This window comes from Sphingobium sp. RAC03 (assembly GCF_001713415.1).
In the GTDB taxonomy this organism is placed as follows: Bacteria; Pseudomonadota; Alphaproteobacteria; order Sphingomonadales; family Sphingomonadaceae; genus Sphingobium.
Genome location: NZ_CP016456.1, coordinates 23,874 through 40,359 on the forward strand (window position 1 = coordinate 23,874; position 16,486 = coordinate 40,359).

The window sequence follows — 16,486 nt, forward strand, 5'->3', positions numbered from 1 at the left end:
ATGCGCCCGATGCTTCAAACTGCCCTTCGCCCTGCCCTTGCCAACCCGATCGCCTGGATCGGCGCGACGTTGACCCTCCTCCTACCCTCCCCTGCCCTGGCCCTCGAGGCGAGCTACCATAGCTATGACGGCTTTGAGGAAACGGTAGATGCATTTCGCCTCGTATCGATGATATTTGCCGATCCCCGTTACGAGACGCTGGTGCTGATCATGGCGGTCGCCGGGATCGCGCTGGGCGCCGTGCTGGCGAGCATCAGGGGTCAGGGCATGGGGCTCGTCGCCTTCGGCTTCCACATCCTGATGGGCGTGGGGCTGTTCGTCGGGTTCGTGGCGACCACCGGCACGGTCCATGTCTATGACCGGGTTCGCAACGCCTATCAGCCGGTCGGCGACGTCCCCAATCTCCTCGTCCTCGTCGCGGGCACCACAAACCTTATCGAACGCGCGCTTGCCGAGACAATCGACGACAATGTGCTCGATCCCAATGCCAAGCTGGAGTTCGGCGCGGGCGGCCATGCGTTCAATCTCTTCTTCAACGCCGCGGCGCCGCGTGGGCCTATGACCGACACCTTCCTCGACGCGACGGTGAAGGACTATGTGCGCCAATGTTATCCGGTCGCGCGCGTATCCTCTGCCTATGGGGTGGATGACGACATGCTGTTCCGGACGGCCACCGATCTGCCTGCGGCCTTTGCAGCGATGGCGGGTCCGGCCACTTTCTCGACCGTCTACACGCCCACCGACAAGGGCGGCGTGACCATGAGCTGCGCCGACGCCTGGGATCATATTTCAACACGCCTGGCCGAGCCGACCCTGTTCGACGCCTATGTCCGCCAGGCCTGCATCCGTACCGGGTTCGACGTCGACAATGCGGGACAGCTCGCCCGCTGCCGCAGTCAGCTGGGGGAAATGGGCCAGATGATGATGGGGACGCCGCTGTCGCTTGCAGCCTTCATGACCGACGTCATGCTGGGCACGAGCGTCGGCGATGTTCTGTTCGAGGACTCCCCGGCATCGGCTGCGCGTGTCATGGCGAACCGCGCGGTGATCTCCGACGGGCTTGCGACCATGTCGGCGGCCAATGAATGGATGCCGACGATCCGCGCGACGATATTCGGGATCATGCTGTTCATGGTGCCGGTCGCGCTGCTGTTCGTGCTCACGCCAATCAATCTGCGTGTTCTCTCCTATGCGCTGGGGCTCTTCGTGTTCGTGGCGCTCTGGGGCGTGATCGATGCGGGCATCTATCAGCTGACCCTTGGCCGGGCCATGGACGTCCTGGCCGAGATGCGTGCCAATCATGTGGCGGCCAATGCCTGGATGCTTGCTCCCTCCTCGGCAATGAAAGCGCTGGCCATCTTCGGCACGTTTCGGACGGCAGCGGCCGGCCTGGCCGGCGCGTTCGTATTCACGGTATTTCGCTTCTCGGGCAACATGTTCAGTTCGCTCACTGGCGCATCGATGGGTGTTCATACCCAGGCGGCAGGCGCTGCATCGCCGATGGCGACCAGCGAAGGCTATGCCTCAGCGCTTGAGGCGCAGGGTTCGGCGATGGGCACGGCGCACCGCAAGGTGGCTGCGTCCGGGTTTGGCGATTTTGGCGAGCGGACTTCGTTCGCCGCGTCACGTTCGTTCGGCGAGGCAGGCACGATCATTGGCGAGGGCAGCCCGGTAACGCCCGGCCAGACTGCGCTCGGGCTGGGCGGTCTCGACGCGCAGCGGGAAATGGGGGCTCTCTCCCCTGCCCTCGCCAAGGGCGATCTGTCCAGCCCCGCGGCCGCGCGCGCAGTTCGTGCGAACGCCACGACGGCCGCGATCCATCAATTTGCCGAGAAGGACGCGCTGCGCACCCTGGGCAATCGCTATTTCGGCGAGGGGCAGTCAGGCGAGCAGGCCTTTGCTGCCTTTGCCCAGACGATGGTCCAGTGGAAGGCATTCGGGGACGAGCGGGCCTATGGCATGATGCATCAGGCGGCATCGCGCCATTATGAGCGCGGTGGCTACAGCCAGGCCGACGCGCAGCTCAAGGCCTCGAGCATCATCGCCGAGGCATCGAGCGACCCGACATTCGGCAAGATCATCGCCAATGCCTATGACCAGGAGGCCATGATGCGGAATGACCTCACCGGCGCGCAGGTGCAGGTGGGCGCGATGGAGGGTCGACGTGATTTCGCGGGCGTTGACGTCTCGGGCATCGAACGCACCAATGTCGCGACAGAGCAGGCCCATCGCACTGGCACCAACCAGGGCCAGCGCGACGCTTCTGCAATGCTGGGTCTGCCGTTACAGGAAACCAGCCGCCGCATCGGCTTCATCACCGCGCTTTCGGGCGAAGCCCGCTCATCCGCCGTCACCCAACTCGCCCGCGCGACCGGCCGGAACGAAGCCCAGGTCGAAAAGGCCCTCGCCACCTATTCCGCGGCGAGCCAGCTCGGAACTGCCGATGGCGCGACCGCCGAAGCGGCGCGCGAGGGCACCAGCGTCTATGGGCGAACCAGGGAAGCGGCGGGTTATGACTTTGCGGAGCGGTCGGGCAAGCTCGACGCGCAGCGCGAGGTCGGTCCCGAAGGCACGCGCAGTGCGGCCCGGATCGGCGAGCAGCGACGGCAGTCGGAGAATTTCGGGTTCGCCGAGGGTGCGGCGGCTGCCGGGACGTCGGTGCGCCAGGCCACACATCTCGACAGCTTCATCAAGACCCTTAAGCAAACCGCCGGCAACCAGATCGATATGGCTGAGGGTGGCGCGGAAGGAATTGCAGACCGGGCAAGGAACGATCGTCTGACCCATATCGTCGATGCGGAACGCCTGACCCGCATGCAGGGGCTCTTGCAGGCCAATGGCATAGCGATGACCAAGCGGCAGATCGCGATGGACCAGAATGGCGACCTCAGCCTCAACCTTTCCCCACAAACGGCTGCCCAGATGTGGAAAGCCGGCCTCCTGAACGAGAGCCAGTTAGGCGCCGTCGCCAATGGCGGCCACGCCCGTTTTAGCTTCGCCAGCAACGACCTGCTCGTCTCGTCCAGCGCCGGGTTCGAGACGAGCGCCCGCAACGACACCAGCACACGCTTTGAGGCAGGAAAGCAGGCGGGGCCTGACACGATCGAGCATTTCCTAGGCGGCGGCGCTGAAGGCCACGCCATGATGGCAAACTGGCTCAAGGGCGGGTTCGAAATGGATCGTCACGGTAATTGGCGGCTGAAACCCCAGGTCGCTGATACCCTGCAGCGCGACGTGCAGGCGGTGATGACTCAGACCGGGTGGACACGGTCGCTCAGCCGCAGTGCACAACATCAGATATCAAATAATGTCACTGTAGGTGCGGAAACTAGCGGACGTTCTATATCATTAGGCGAAAAAGACAGTGGTCGACGCACCTCTCGTGGACGGACAGCAACGGGACAGGCTGGTTTCCAATTGGCTGGAAATACGTCGGATACCGGCTCTGGAACTACGGACGCAACTTCAAGTGTCGATATCGTGAACTATGATGTCCGAGCCGCGATAGCTAACGCTGAGGAACTTTCTTCTCGAGCAGCCAAGCCTGAACAGGCATTCGTGAGGCAGCTAGGACTTGGAATCCTTGGGCCGGATGGGCTTAGAAATCGTTACTTAGGCGAAGCTGACGCGGGTCGAGGTGTTTTCGATGGTGCGGCTCCAATGACGTCGTTCGAACAGTCAGAAATATTGAGTAAGGGTCGCTTCTCCGGAGATATCAGCGGTAGTCCCGTAGATGGGGATCCAACTTTCAAGAAGCGCTAGGGCTTCCGCAAAATGCGATCCAGCCGTTGCTTATACTGGTACAAGCTTCTTGGGTTTGCCGGGTGCCAGTGCCAATAAGTGTCCGACGGATCTGTGGGATTACTTCCGCGCCGCAATCCGTATCCTCCACGATTGCCTTCAGGAAATTCCTCTTCGCTGACCGCGACCATTGGACCGTATCTGTATCTCCAGGCCGCTCGAAAGTACCCGAAACCAAGCCCGAGGATGACCAGGTAAGGATTGAGAACCGAGACCATGATAAACCACATGGCCCCCTCATGAGCGAGCAGGACATCACGAGGCAGCGTCCAGCCCAGGACCAGAGCGAAAATGATGAGAGACCACCAGAGTTTCGCATACCAGGGCCGCCAGAACCAATCTCGGGCTCTGGGGCGCTTGAACGGCTGAAGGTCAGAAGCGGTACCTGTCTCGTTCATTGTTCCATACCTCGCGCGGAATATAGCCAACTTCGGCTGCCCCACACAAAGAGATGTCGCCGGATTGGCGCATCCTCCTTGCAAATGATAGCATAGAAGGTAAAGTGATAGCAATTCGCTCATGCGTATCAGGAGGCTTAGATGGCATCAGTGACGGTGAGAAATTTGCCTGACGAGGTGCATCGGGCTATTCGCGCGCGTGCAGCATCCAACGGACGGAGTGCAGAAGCGGAAATCCGCGACATTCTGGAGAAGGCTGTCAAGCCATCTGACCGCCTCCACATTGGTGACGCTCTTGCCCAGATCGGGCGGGATGCGGGCTTGACGGACGATGACGCCGATTGGCTTGGTAAAAAGCGTGAGCCTGCAACCCCCCTGAGCTTCGATTGATGATCGTTCTGGACACAAATGTCGTTTCGGAGGCCATGAGACCGTCGGCAGATCCATCAGTCACCGACTGGCTCAATCGGCAGCCGGCAGAAACACTTTTCCTGACGAGCGTGACCCTCGCCGAGCTACTGTTCGGGATTGCGGCGCTGCCCGAGGGCAAGCGCAAAAACGCGCTTGCCTCCACATTGGACGGCCTTCTGAAATTGTTCGGCGGCCGCATCTTACCATTTGAGACCAAGGCAGCGCAAAGTTACGCCACCCTTGCCACCCATGCCCGTGCAGCCGGACAAGGTTTTCCAACCCCAGACGGCTACATCGCCGCTATCGCAGCGGCCACCGGCTTTTCCGTCGCGACCCGCGATACCGCTCCATTCGATGCCGCTGGCGTTGCTGTCATCAATCCTTGGACTTCGCACTGACGGCCTGAAATCATGCGAACAGACATCTCCCACCTCCCTCCCCCCAAGCAGCGCGAACTTGAGCGCGTGGTGCAGATCATCTTCGAAGAATTCGGGGACGCCAACAACCTTGCGACCGGCAAGCGCAAGGCGGGTCGCATCCACAAGATGATTCTCTATGGCAGCTATGCGCGAGGCGGATGGGTGGATGAGCCGCATACCGCCAAGGGCTATAAGTCCGACTACGACCTGCTTATCATCGTCAACCAGAAGGACCTCACCGACCGGGTTCAATATTGGGCGAAGGCCGACGAGCGGCTGATGCGCGAACTGGTCATCACAAAGACGCTCAAAACCCCGGTCAACTTCATTGTCCACACCTTGCAGGAGGTGAATGACGGGCTTGCCCATGGCCGTTATTTCTTCATGGACGTCGCCAGCGAGGGTATTGCGCTCTACCAAGCCGATGAAAGCGAACTCCACCAACCGAAACCAAAAACACCAAAACAAGCTTTAGCCATGGCGAAGGAATATTTTGAAGAGTGGTTTCCCAGCGCCCTGGTCTATCTCAAATCCGCCCGCGATCTAATTTCCGACGGACGTACCAAGGAACCAGCCTTCATTCTCCACCAATCAGCGGAACGCCTCTATCACTGCGTCCTCCTGGTCTCGACCTTCTATACCCCACACGTGCATAACCTCGGCTTCCTTCGTACCCAAGCTGAGAGGCTCGATTTCCGCCTGTTCAACGTCTGGTCACGCGAAACACGGGCCGAACGGGCAATGTTCGAGAAGCTCAAGGACGCCTATGTGAAGGCGCGCTACTCCAAACATTATGCGATCAGCGAAGAAGAACTGAAATGGCTCGGCACGCAGGTCGAGGAACTGGGCCGCGTCATTCATATCGTCTGCAGCGAGAAAATTGCCTCGTTAGAAGCAGCAGCATAATCGACCATTAGTGCGCCAGAAGTGCCGTTCAGCCGCAGGCTGACTATGACTGGAAGTGGGACTTTGTGCGCAGTCCGCTTTGGAGCGTAGAGAAGGCGATAGCGGACGTTGAATAGTTCTCCATGCCCAGCCTGCGGTCGCCGCAATAGTCGTCATTCGCAGCCCACCAGCACCCCTTCGAGGGCGGTCGTTCAAGCTGCCGTGATATGGCACTACATTGCGCCGGCAGGCTCATCGAAAAAGCTTGAATGGGCACAAGCAAGATGCTGCTCATGCATCGGTTGCCGAAAGGGCATGCCGCACTTCCGGCAGTGCATCATCGCGCACGGCCTTTAGCCACGCCTCCGTCTCTACGCTCGCGTATCCACTTTCCTGTAAGGACAACGCTAACCTCGCGGCATTTTTGCGGATCAACGAAACTGTTCCCGCTCGCTCGCTTAACATAGCCGCATATCCGTCTCACCAGTCGGGTAGATGCAGAACTTCGATCGTTCCCATCTCAACCGTCAAAAAGACTTCACGAAACCGTTTCCCGTTTCGGCTTCCGAGATCGTCAGGCTCAGGCAACCAATCGGTCGGGCTCAAAGCCAAGCACGTTTGTCGAATATTCGGTCGAACCTTCGGGCGACTTGCTGATCTCGACGGTGATGAGCTTGTCGCCGGGAAAGGCTGGGCTGAGTTCGAGCGTCAGGTAATCGAACAGCTGTCGTTCGTGGATCGCGATAATGATCTGGCGATCCTCGCGTTTCGCCAGCGTTCGCAACAGCGCGGCGAACTGTGCGACATGCAGCTCATCCATCGACTGAACCGGGTCGTCCAACACCAGCCATGGTAGGTCGGGATTCACCGACAGGTGAAGCGCCAGGAACAGTGTCAGCGCGGCGGTGTTAAGGTTGCCCGCGCTTAGCATGGCGCCCGGACGGCCGTAGGTGCCGCCATCCCGATGCACGGTCTCCAGCAGCGCGGAAATTGGATCGCCGTCTTTTGAGGGCAAGACAAATGCGGGCACAAACGGTTCGTTGGGCGCGAGCCTGACGAAGAGATCGCGCCAGATCGTGTTGAGCCGCTCGTTAAACACCTTGCCGACAATCGCGGTCCGCGCCTCGCTGGCGGCGACGCGCAGGCGATTGGCCATGTCTCGTTCGGTGCGCACCACACGCTGGGCTGCCGTCAGCCGATCGAGCCGCTGCCTGCGCTCGACATTCTCCGCGTCGCGTCGCGCCTTCTCGAGCTGCCGGGCCTGGATATCGAGGATGATCTGCGCCGCAGACTGTCGATCTTCTGCCTGCTTCCTGGCGGTGTCGCGCGCGGCCTCGACGGCGGTCAGCAAGCGCGAGAGCACCTCCTGTGTAGGTTCGGCGTCGGTGACCTCGGGCGCGCCAATCGTGACCGCTAGGTTCATAAGAGTCGCGCGGATTTCGCCGCCGGTCGAATCACGGAGACGAGCTTGGCCGGTCCGGCGGGCGGCAGCGGCATGATGATCGCGAAGTTGCGTTCCCTGCCCCGCTATCCCAGCCAGTTCCTCAAGTTCGGATTTGGCCGAGCGCAAGGTCGCAAGCCGTTGCTGATGGCTGGTCAGATCGATCTGGGGCAAGGCGCGAGCTTGGTCCGCGCTTCGGGCGCGCTCGCCTTGTGCGATCTGATCCTGCACCTGTTTACGCTCGGCGATGAGTTCGTTGAGCCGCTCGGACCGCCCGACGAGCCGCGCGATTTCTTCCGCGACGTGGATCCTCAAATTGACCCCGGGAACTTCGCTGAAGTCGCGGTGGCAGACAGGGCAAGTGTCGTCATGGATATGGGGGATAAGCGCGGCAAGCGCCTGACCAAGACCCGCCGTGTCCCCGGCGACCTGCTCGACCTGCGTATCCAATACCGTCAGTCGGGCGCGATGCTGCCGCAATTGCTGATCGGTGGCCGTTAGTGCCTGGGTCGAAGTCGCTGATGTGGCGACGAGCCCTTCCAGCCGGATGATCTCGCGGATGACGAGCGCGAGTGCCACGCTGCGCGCTTCCTCCGGATTATTCTGATCGGGGTCGGGAACATCGGGGAAGATCGGTCGCAGTGTGGTGATGGCGTCGGCGAGCCGCTTACCCGGACCGTCACGATGTCGCGTCAGCGCGTCAGATGTTTCGGCTTCCGCACGCTCGAGCGCGGCGATGCTCACGGCATCGTCATCAGTCGCGAGCTGCGACCATTGGTGCTGCAGGCTGACGACACCGTTCACCCGCGCGACCTCCCGCGCCGAGGCATCACGACCGTTGACGACTGCGAGCAGGTTCGCGGCGGCGATCAGATCGTCCGGAAGCTCGAGCGACACACGAAGCGGCGCTAGCCGACCCTGCAGTTCCGCGATTTCCGCTGCCTCTCGCTTGTCGAGCGCGGTGACCTCGCGCAGCTCGCCTTCGAGGCGACCCTGAAGATTATCTGCCCGGTCGAAGTCACTGCTGAGTTTCGCCATTCGTCGCTTGTCGCCGGCCGCATGAAGACCATCGATCAGGGATTCCAGCTGGTCAAGGCCCAACAGGCTTTTCACGAAGTTCGTGAGAGGCGTGTTGGTCGGATCACGGGAGGCAGGCGACTGATAGATGTCGAGCAGGCGCCCGAGCGTTGATTGCGACAGGTAGCAGCGGTCGGAATAGAAGGTTTCATGATCCCGCCCGAGCAGCGGCCGGCCCTCGATAACACCTTTGCGGACCGACATGTTCGTTTCGGGCCGCAGGCCTCCCGACACGCTAAGGCTGATCTCAGCGAACTCGGCGTGGCGGTTGACGAGATGCGCCTGCACATTGTCGTCGCTTCGGCGCAGCCCCGCGACATCGCCGGTCAGCGCCAGTTCGAGCGCGGTGGCGATGCTCGTTTTGCCGGCGCCGTTCGAACCGTGAACAAGCACGATCGGGGCATTAAGCGGGATGGACACGGTCCCGCGAATACTGCGGAAATTGGTGACGACCAGTTCTGTCAGCTGCGCGCTCATGAAAGGCCTTCCGACAGGGCGCGATCGATCCGGCGGCGCAATTCGTGGCGGACCCCTGCTTCGCCCTGCTCGGCCGCGGAGAGGTACATCGCGGCGACCCGAGTGGTGCTAGCGGACATGCGCCTGCGCACTTCGTTACTCCAGTCGCCCTGAAGATCGGTGGCGGTGGGCAATTCTAGCGGCAAAAGCACTGCAAGACTGTCATGTATCTGGGTATCATCGGCCGTAGCGCTAACTGTCAGCAAACGGCAAATCTGCGACAGGCCTTCGGCAATATCCGCGTCGATCCGCTGCCCAACCAGAACGAGGGTCAGGGTGCGGCGGGAGCCCAGCACATCGAGCGACCGCCCGAACGCGAGCAACTCGCGTCGGAGACGCTCGATCGAGCCGACCGTGGTGTCCTGCAGGATGACAAGGTTGAGAGTCTTGTCGGCGGTGAGGACGGCGTCGAATTTGAAGGTTGCCGAGCCGATGCCGAATGGCTGCTGCGCGTCCCGGAACCCCTTTGCCTTGAGGACGTCGATCACGCGGTCGAGTGGTGTCACAGGCTTGCGCTCCGCTTGAAGGATTCGAGCAGATCAGCCGCGTCGGTGGCGTGCTCGATCAGGGAGGTCATGCAGATCTCGCGAAGCTTGACCTTGGCGTCACGGCCATATTTGCCGCCGGGGAAGCGCGCGCTTCGTTGTGTCGCAGAGGCGCTGAGCAGCACCACCGTATCGTGGGAATCGGGATCGACATGCCCATTCTGTACCATGCTGGATGCGACATAGTCATTGGCTGCGAGGAACACGCGAGTTGTCTTGCCCTCCTGGTCGAGCAGGATAGGCGTGTTGCGGGCAGCGTCGTTGGTGACCTTCCAATTTCCGGCTCCCGCTCCGTGGCCCAGCAGCGCCAGTGCAACGGACGCCTGGCGAAGTCCGGTCGCCGCGTTCACCCCGCCGATCTGTTGGAGCGTATCACGGCTGATCGGCAGATAGCGTCCATGATCGGTGTTGCCATGCTGAAAGAGATCCTGACCGTGATTGAGCGCGCCGATCAGCCGACGGACGAAGGCGAGTGGATCGGCGGCGGTCGCCGCGGCCCCGTCGCGGAGCTGCCGCAGTCCGGCCCCGATCGCGGCCTTCTGATGGACCAGCCATGCTGCCGGTAAACCGAGGTCGGTAAGTGCCACCGCTTTCATTTCAAGCACATTGAGCAGCAGTGCGATCAACAGCGGCTTTGCGAACGCACGCACCCTTGCGTTCGCTTCGATCGCAACGCGATTGGCATGATAATTCGCTTCGCCATAGGCGCTCGTGAGCACGCCCTTCTGGCCTTGCTTCAATGCCTCTTCGGCGAAGATGAAGGCTTTGAGTGCTGCGTTCCAGTCCCAATTGCTGTGCTGAGCGCCCTCGACGAAAATCTCCTGAACATCATTATCCTGCGCGGAGAAGCCGATCATCAGGGTGCGACGTTGCTGGACGAGCGTGAGCAAATGTCCGCGCATGACGTTATAGGCGGCGTTGAGTCGGTAGCCTTGGATCTGCGGCGTCCGGGCGATCAGCAACCGGCGATAGATGTCCGGCTCCGCCACCGCCTTGACGGCGCAACCATGATATTTGAGCAGCTTTGCGCGCCCCCCAGCGCCCTGAAAGTCACCGGCACAGATGCAAACATCAATTTGCGATCCAACGGCGCCGGCGAGTTCGCGCTCAGCGGCTTCGATCAGATAATCCCAGTTGGCCGAAGAGATGTCGCGAAATGCGCCCTCGAGGGTCAGCATGACAATGCAAAGATGCTCGGCGTCGGGCTCGTCGCCTGTGAAGCTGCCCGGCACGTCCACGGCCTGCCAGAGCAAAAAATCCGCTTCGGCTTCACCATCGAGCTGGGTCTCGAGCACTTCGGAGTAGAAGCCAGCCAGACGGCAGGTCACAGTCTTTCGGTCGTCTGCTGGCCAATCCTCGATCGGCAGATCGAGATGCAAAAGCTGGCGCTCGGGAGGCGATAGCTGCGCGATCACCTGCTCGAGCGCAACTTTGTAGCGACAGTCATTGCCTGCCGGGTCCATGCGCGATCGCAGATATTCGATGACGCGGCCGACGACAGCAGGAACACCGACAACACGTTCAAGCGAAATGCCGGAACCAAGCCACAACGCATAAAGGCCGCGTGCCACACCTTCTGCAAGCCCTGGAGAACTTGTCTCTAGGAGCGACAGCGTCTCAGCAACCGTGATTTCGCCCGCAGTCGGCAAACATTCCCCCAGTGACCATGCCCCCGCATGGCTTTGATCGTCGTTCAATCTGATCAGCTCGTTGCTGAAATCGCGATCTTAATCGAATTTCACGGTCGATCCAGTTACTTTCCTACGATATCCATAGTGTGCGGCGCTTGCGCATCGTTTGATGCGGGCGTGATCAATTCGGCGCGGTTCGCGCAGTGTCGAATAGCCGACCGTCTGCCTCGATGGATCGAAAATTCTTGGCTGAATTTCTTATATGGGTTGACAACGGGTCGGCATGACAAGGTGGCGACTTTCGGCACCGTACAGGCGAGCCCGTAGAGGCGGCTGACGCCCCATATCGACGGAAAGGTTGAAACGGGCGGAGCCACAGGGCAAGAGGTATTGCATGGCAACACTTCTTGACTGGGGAAACGTAGACGCGGCTGCCGCTCAAATTGAGAAGACTCTCAATCTCGAAACCCGGCGGGAAGCGTTCTCCCTTCTCTGCGTGACATCACTACTACGCATCGACTTCGATGAGGCGAGGGGCTCGATCACCGATGGAGGAGAGGACAGGGGCATTGACGCGGTCTATCTCGACGAGCGCTTCGGGTGCCGTGTAATCCATCTCTTCCAGTTCAAGTGCCACAGCAAATTCAACGGCAGCAACCGCAACTTCCCGTCGACTGAGATTGACAAACTCCTTGCCTTCATCGGGGACTGTTTCGGACAGGTCGACGGTTTTCTCGACACATGCAATCCGCTGCTGCGGCAGAAGGTGTTGGATATCTGGGACTTTGTGAATTCGGGGGCGTGCCAGGTCGAAGTCCACCTTTGCTCCAATGGGGAGCGGCTCATCCCCGACCACAAGGCTCGTTTTGAATCATCGCTTGCCCGGTTCAAGTTCTTCCAGCTCCACGAAGCCGATCTCGATTTCCTGTCTGACACGGTCTCCCACCGGACAGCGACAGAGCGGGAGATCCACCTCCGGATCGTGGAGGAACAGATTTATGAGCGCACGGACGGCAACGTGCGGGCTGTCATCGGAACGGTCTGCGGCGACGAATTTATCGCGGCGCTGACAGATCCCACCAAGCCGACGCAGCTCGACCCCGATCTGTTTGAGGAGAACGTCCGCGTCTACCTTGGTGAACAGAACGACATAAACCGGCGCATCTACGATACCGCCGTGTCCAACGAAGCCGGAATGTTCTGGTATTTCAACAATGGCATTACGATTGTCTGCGAACGGTTCAGTTATCAGCCTGGCTTCAAGAATGCACCATTGCGCCTCCTGAATCCTCAAGTGGTGAACGGTGGCCAGACCTCGCACGCGCTCTTCCAGGCATCGCGAACCAGCTTCGCTTCCGTGCAGCGCGTTCGGCTTCTCGTTCGCATAATTGAGACGCAAGATAAGAGCCTCTATGCGAAGGTCGCCGAGGCAACGAACAGCCAGACGCCGATACGAAGCCGCGACCTGAGATCGAACGATCCCGTACTCGTCCGCCTCGAGGCGTCGCTGCTGAAGCACGAGTGGCATCTGGATCGAAAGCGCGACCAGCATTCCAAGATCGACGAAAGCAGACGCATAGATGCCCTGAAGCTCGGGCAGGTCTGGTTAGCCTACGTCCGCGCTGAACCCGATAAAGCGAAGACGGCTTCGGATCGAATATTCGGAGAGTATTTTCCGCTGGTTTTCGATCCTTCTGAGATGGATGCGAAGCGCGTGATATCGGTGTGGAGCCTCTACACCGAGATCGAGAAGCATCGCCGCGCCAAGCTGCAGGAAGCGCGTAGGGCATCAAGGCTGGCCGCAGAGCAGGAAATCGAATCTGCTTGGATCGTCGAGGGGTTGTATCATCTGGCCTTCGCAGTCAGAAAACTCGCGGACCGCGCCAACATCGACATCTTCGATTTCGACCAGGTCGGCCCTCTAATCCCCGAGGCGGAGCGGCGGTTGGCCGAGTTCGTCAAGGACCGCCCGAATATCTCGACCTACCGCCTCTTCAGAAATGCGGCCACGAAACAGAACCTGTTTCGAGCCTCGCTCAACGAGCAACCCCAGCAACTTAGCCTCCTCTAGTCCGTCGAGCTATTTCTGTCGTCGATAACGCTAGCCCGTCTTATTCACCGGCGGCATGGGATGGGGTTGGCGGACGTGGCGTAAGTTACTGATCTGGAGTAGAGAAAGGGTGCTTAAATCATCCCTCTACGCCGGACAGAAAGTGCCACGACCGCCATGGCAGATGATAGCCTCCTCGGTTTCTCATTCCCAGCGATTTGCCGCAAGAAAATGACCGCCGCCTTCGACGGCGGTCGGCTGACATCCGATGGTGGCGTATTGCTGCTGGCGCAGGCCGAGCGACAGCTTGGCATTGCGGAACGGCTTGCCGCCTGCATTTGCGACCCTCGCGACCAGAGCCGCGTCGTCCACGATCTCGACGACATCCTGCGCGCTCGCATGCTGGCGATCGCCTGCGGCTATGAAGATGCCGATGATCTCGACAGTTTGCGTCACGATCCTGGGTTCAAGCTGGCGCTCGGCAAACTGCCCGGCGGCGTGATCGGCCTGGCAAGCCAGCCAACGATGAGCCGCTGGGAGAATGCGCCGACGACGCGCGAACTGGTGCGTCTGACAGGCGCGCTCGTTGATCTCTACTGCGCGAGCTATCCCGTGCCGCCGGTCGCGGTGACGCTTGATATAGATGAGACAGTTGATGTCGTCCATGGCGGCCAGCAGCTCTCCTTCTGGAACGGCCATTATGGCGAGCGCTGCTTCCTGCCGATCCATGTTTATGACACCGCGACTGGACGTCCGGTGGCGATGCTGCTGCGCACCGGCAAGAGCCCATCGGGGGTCGAGACGGCAGGCCATGTGCGTCGGCTGATCCGGCGCATCCGCTGCCACTGGCCCAATACCCGCATCACGCTACGCGGTGATGGCCATTACGGCCGCCCCGAGATCATGGCGTGGTGCGAGGCGAACGGCATCGACTATGTGTTCGGCCTGCCCGGCAACAAGGCGCTCCATGCCGATCCCGTCATCGTCAATCGCGGCGATGCCTGTGCCACCGACCGGGCGCTGCAGGGATTGGGCGTGCTGCGCCGTTATGCCGAGACTTGCTACGCCGCCAAATCCTGGGGGCCGACCAAACGCAGGGTCGTCGCGCGGATCGAAGCCAGCACTATGGGCCTCGATATCCGCTTCGTCGTCACCTCGATCGAGCTTGGTAGCGCCGAGCACATCTACGACACGCTCTATTGTGCTCGTGGCCAGGCTGAAAACCTCATCAAACTCCACAAGACCCAGTTGAAGAGCGATCGCACCTCCTGCCGATCGGCCAATGCCAACCAGATGCGCCTCATCCTCCACACTGCCGCATATTGGCTGATGTGGAAGCTGCGGCAGGCCGTGCCCGCCACCGCAGCGCTGAGGAACGCCGAGTTCGCCACCATCCGCATCCGCCTCATCAAGGTCGCCGCCCGCGTCGTCGAAACCGCCAGCCGCATCCGCATCGCCTTCGCCAGCGCTTGCCCCGACGCCGACATCTTCCAGCATATCGCCCGCGCCCTCAAAGCCGCGCCGACCTGAACGGCGCGGCGCGGCCGCAGATCGATCCACCCTGTCCAGAAACCCCGCAAACCTCTCGGCCAAACGCGATGAAATAGTCGCCACAGGGCAACTCGCGCTGGCCGCCTCAGCCTGCCACCCCGTCCCGGATTAAGCCATCACGCAGCAGACCGGTGAATAAGAGAGGCTAGCTAAAGGCGCAAGCTGGAAGTTGGCATTGTCGGCGCCTCCACATGAGGCGAACGGAAGTTCCCAGCATTATTCGGCCATTCGCGCCTGACCACTGAACGGCGGAAGATGGTCGACGGCGGGATGGCGGCAACGCGCGCCCAAAGCCGTCGTTCTCGGACAAAGACAGGCTTGCCAAAACTGGTCATTACTGCAGGCAATGGTCAAGCTACCGTTATTATTTGCTCTGCAGACATTCCACTTTCTTAGCGTACTGAAGTATGGCCTATGCGTTGGAAATGAATACCTCGCAGGGATATTTTTAGCACAGTATGATCATGCAGCCCTTTTCCAACGTCGAGATCGAATTCTTCATTGAGACCAACGGCCGGCTAAGCGCAGAGCGGGCGCTTGCGCTGGGCACAGAATTCGTACTCTTCATTCAGTCACAATTCGCGGAGGGAGAGCTCGAAGCGACTGAGATCGTCCACCTCGGTCGCGGCAGCTTCCGCGCCCGTCTTATGGTCATTCTCCGCGACTCGGCGACCGGCACCGCGATCGCTCTTGCGGCCTTGGCACTCAGTGGCGCGGATATGCTAAAGGGCGACAGTGACGGCTCCTTCGCCACGGAAATTGCGAAGGCCTGCATCGAAAGCGGCGCGGCCCGCTGTGGGTTCCGGACTTCAGAGGAAGAATTCCTCGTCGAACGCAACGCCATGCCAGCAATCGAAAAGTTACAATCGCTCGCGACGGAAAAAGCGGCACCCTTTTCCGGAAAATTCTCGTCCGACTTTGCAGAGGACTCGCCTCAAGCAGGAAATGCGCCGCAGCTTTTTGCAAGTGATCCTCTGCCGTCCACCGAATATGAGCCTCCTCAGCTCGACGTTGTCGGCTTGTTTGATCACGACGACGGCGTCCCAAAGGTCTACACCGTTGATGGCAGCCACGATATTGAACTCGACAACGATCGCGAGACACCGCCCGGGGGCCGCGTCGCTGACTTCCGCCTGCGCGGTCCGCTCGCAAAATACGGTCGGACCTACGCTATCGAAGGTTGGGCGCCGCGCAGCGACAGCCCGATAGGAAGCTTCGTCGGACGGATGATTGAGGTTCATGATGGACGCGCCGTCACCTTCGAAACCACCGATGGCGCGCACTATGCCCCTGTCGTGCCAGACGATACGCTCGGATGGGTGCCGATGGGTGCGCTCGTCGAGGTTAGAGCTTCGTTGACCGGCGGCGAGCAGCTCGAGATCTACGACTGGCGCGAGCTTCATCGAGAGGAAGCAGCAACCATCTCGTCTTCTGCGCCTGGTCCCGAACTTTCGACCTATTCCGGCGTGCTGTATGAAGACGTTGACGGACTGCAGTTCAAATTGGACTGGGGCGGGACCGCCTTAGTCAACGGCGTAGCCCCCGGAATCAATGTCCCGCGTGACCGACCAATAGAAGTCAGAGCCGAACTTAGCCGCGGTTCGCGGGGCGGTATGGCCGATCCCCAATTATTCATTCATAGTTGGCGTCCACTCGATGATGACACGTTAGTGGATACTGAAAGCTAGATTTTCTCGATATCGAACGTCTGCTTAGGACCCTTGATATCTTGGACCGGAAAGTCTCCTGCCGGCCAATCGC

Annotated in this window: 10 protein-coding genes; 7 read left to right on the forward strand and 3 right to left on the reverse strand. The window is 60.5% G+C overall.

The window, feature by feature from the left end; genetic code table 11:
• Positions 1–9: 9 nt before the first annotated feature.
• From BSY17_RS04725 to BSY17_RS04745, 4 genes are all read left to right on the forward strand, one after another.
• Positions 10–3,762, forward strand: a complete 3,753-nt coding sequence (locus BSY17_RS04725; protein WP_069066792.1) for a conjugal transfer protein TraG N-terminal domain-containing protein — start codon at positions 10–12, stop codon at positions 3,760–3,762.
• A gap of 578 nt (positions 3,763–4,340) precedes the next feature.
• On the forward strand, positions 4,341–4,589 hold the full coding sequence (locus tag BSY17_RS04735; protein ID WP_069064617.1) for a FitA-like ribbon-helix-helix domain-containing protein: 249 nt from the start codon (positions 4,341–4,343) through the stop codon (positions 4,587–4,589).
• A complete protein-coding gene (locus BSY17_RS04740) occupies positions 4,589–5,008 on the forward strand; it encodes a type II toxin-antitoxin system VapC family toxin (protein WP_069064618.1) in 420 nt (139 codons plus the stop codon). The genes BSY17_RS04735 and BSY17_RS04740 overlap by 1 nt, the downstream gene beginning before the upstream one ends.
• A 12-nt stretch (positions 5,009–5,020) precedes the next feature.
• Complete coding sequence (locus BSY17_RS04745) at positions 5,021–5,935, forward strand: HEPN domain-containing protein (RefSeq protein ID WP_069064619.1); 915 nt, start codon at positions 5,021–5,023, stop codon at positions 5,933–5,935.
• Positions 5,936–6,494: 559 nt separating this feature from the next.
• Here BSY17_RS04745 and BSY17_RS04750 read toward each other — a convergent pair.
• The 3 genes from BSY17_RS04750 to BSY17_RS04760 are packed head-to-tail and all read right to left on the reverse strand — an operon-like array spanning position 6,495 to position 11,190.
• On the reverse strand, positions 6,495–8,909 hold the full coding sequence (locus tag BSY17_RS04750; RefSeq protein ID WP_069064620.1) for an AAA family ATPase: 2,415 nt from the start codon (positions 8,907–8,909) through the stop codon (positions 6,495–6,497).
• Complete coding sequence (locus BSY17_RS04755) at positions 8,906–9,454, reverse strand: hypothetical protein (RefSeq protein ID WP_069064621.1); 549 nt, start codon at positions 9,452–9,454, stop codon at positions 8,906–8,908. The genes BSY17_RS04750 and BSY17_RS04755 overlap by 4 nt, the downstream gene beginning before the upstream one ends.
• The gene (locus BSY17_RS04760; RefSeq protein WP_150125729.1) at positions 9,451–11,190 is read right to left on the reverse strand and encodes an SIR2 family protein; all 1,740 of its coding nucleotides are present in this window, start codon (positions 11,188–11,190) and stop codon (positions 9,451–9,453) included. Before BSY17_RS04760 ends, BSY17_RS04755 begins: the two co-directional genes overlap by 4 nt.
• Positions 11,191–11,518: 328 nt before the next feature.
• On the opposite strand from BSY17_RS04760, the gene BSY17_RS04765 reads away from it, so the two are divergent.
• The 3 genes from BSY17_RS04765 to BSY17_RS04775 all read left to right on the forward strand — a co-directional run bounded on the left by BSY17_RS04765 (position 11,519) and on the right by BSY17_RS04775 (position 16,413).
• Positions 11,519–13,195 (forward strand): AIPR family protein, encoded by a 1,677-nt coding sequence (locus BSY17_RS04765; RefSeq protein WP_069064623.1) that lies wholly within the window; start codon positions 11,519–11,521, stop codon positions 13,193–13,195.
• A gap of 156 nt (positions 13,196–13,351) precedes the next feature.
• Positions 13,352–14,704 carry an IS1380 family transposase gene (locus tag BSY17_RS04770; protein ID WP_069064624.1) on the forward strand — a complete coding sequence of 451 codons (1,353 nt, stop codon included), beginning with the start codon at positions 13,352–13,354 and terminating at the stop codon, positions 14,702–14,704.
• A 479-nt stretch (positions 14,705–15,183) separates the two neighbouring features.
• Complete coding sequence (locus BSY17_RS04775; RefSeq protein WP_069064625.1) at positions 15,184–16,413, forward strand: hypothetical protein; 1,230 nt, start codon at positions 15,184–15,186, stop codon at positions 16,411–16,413.
• Positions 16,414–16,486 lie beyond the last annotated feature (73 nt).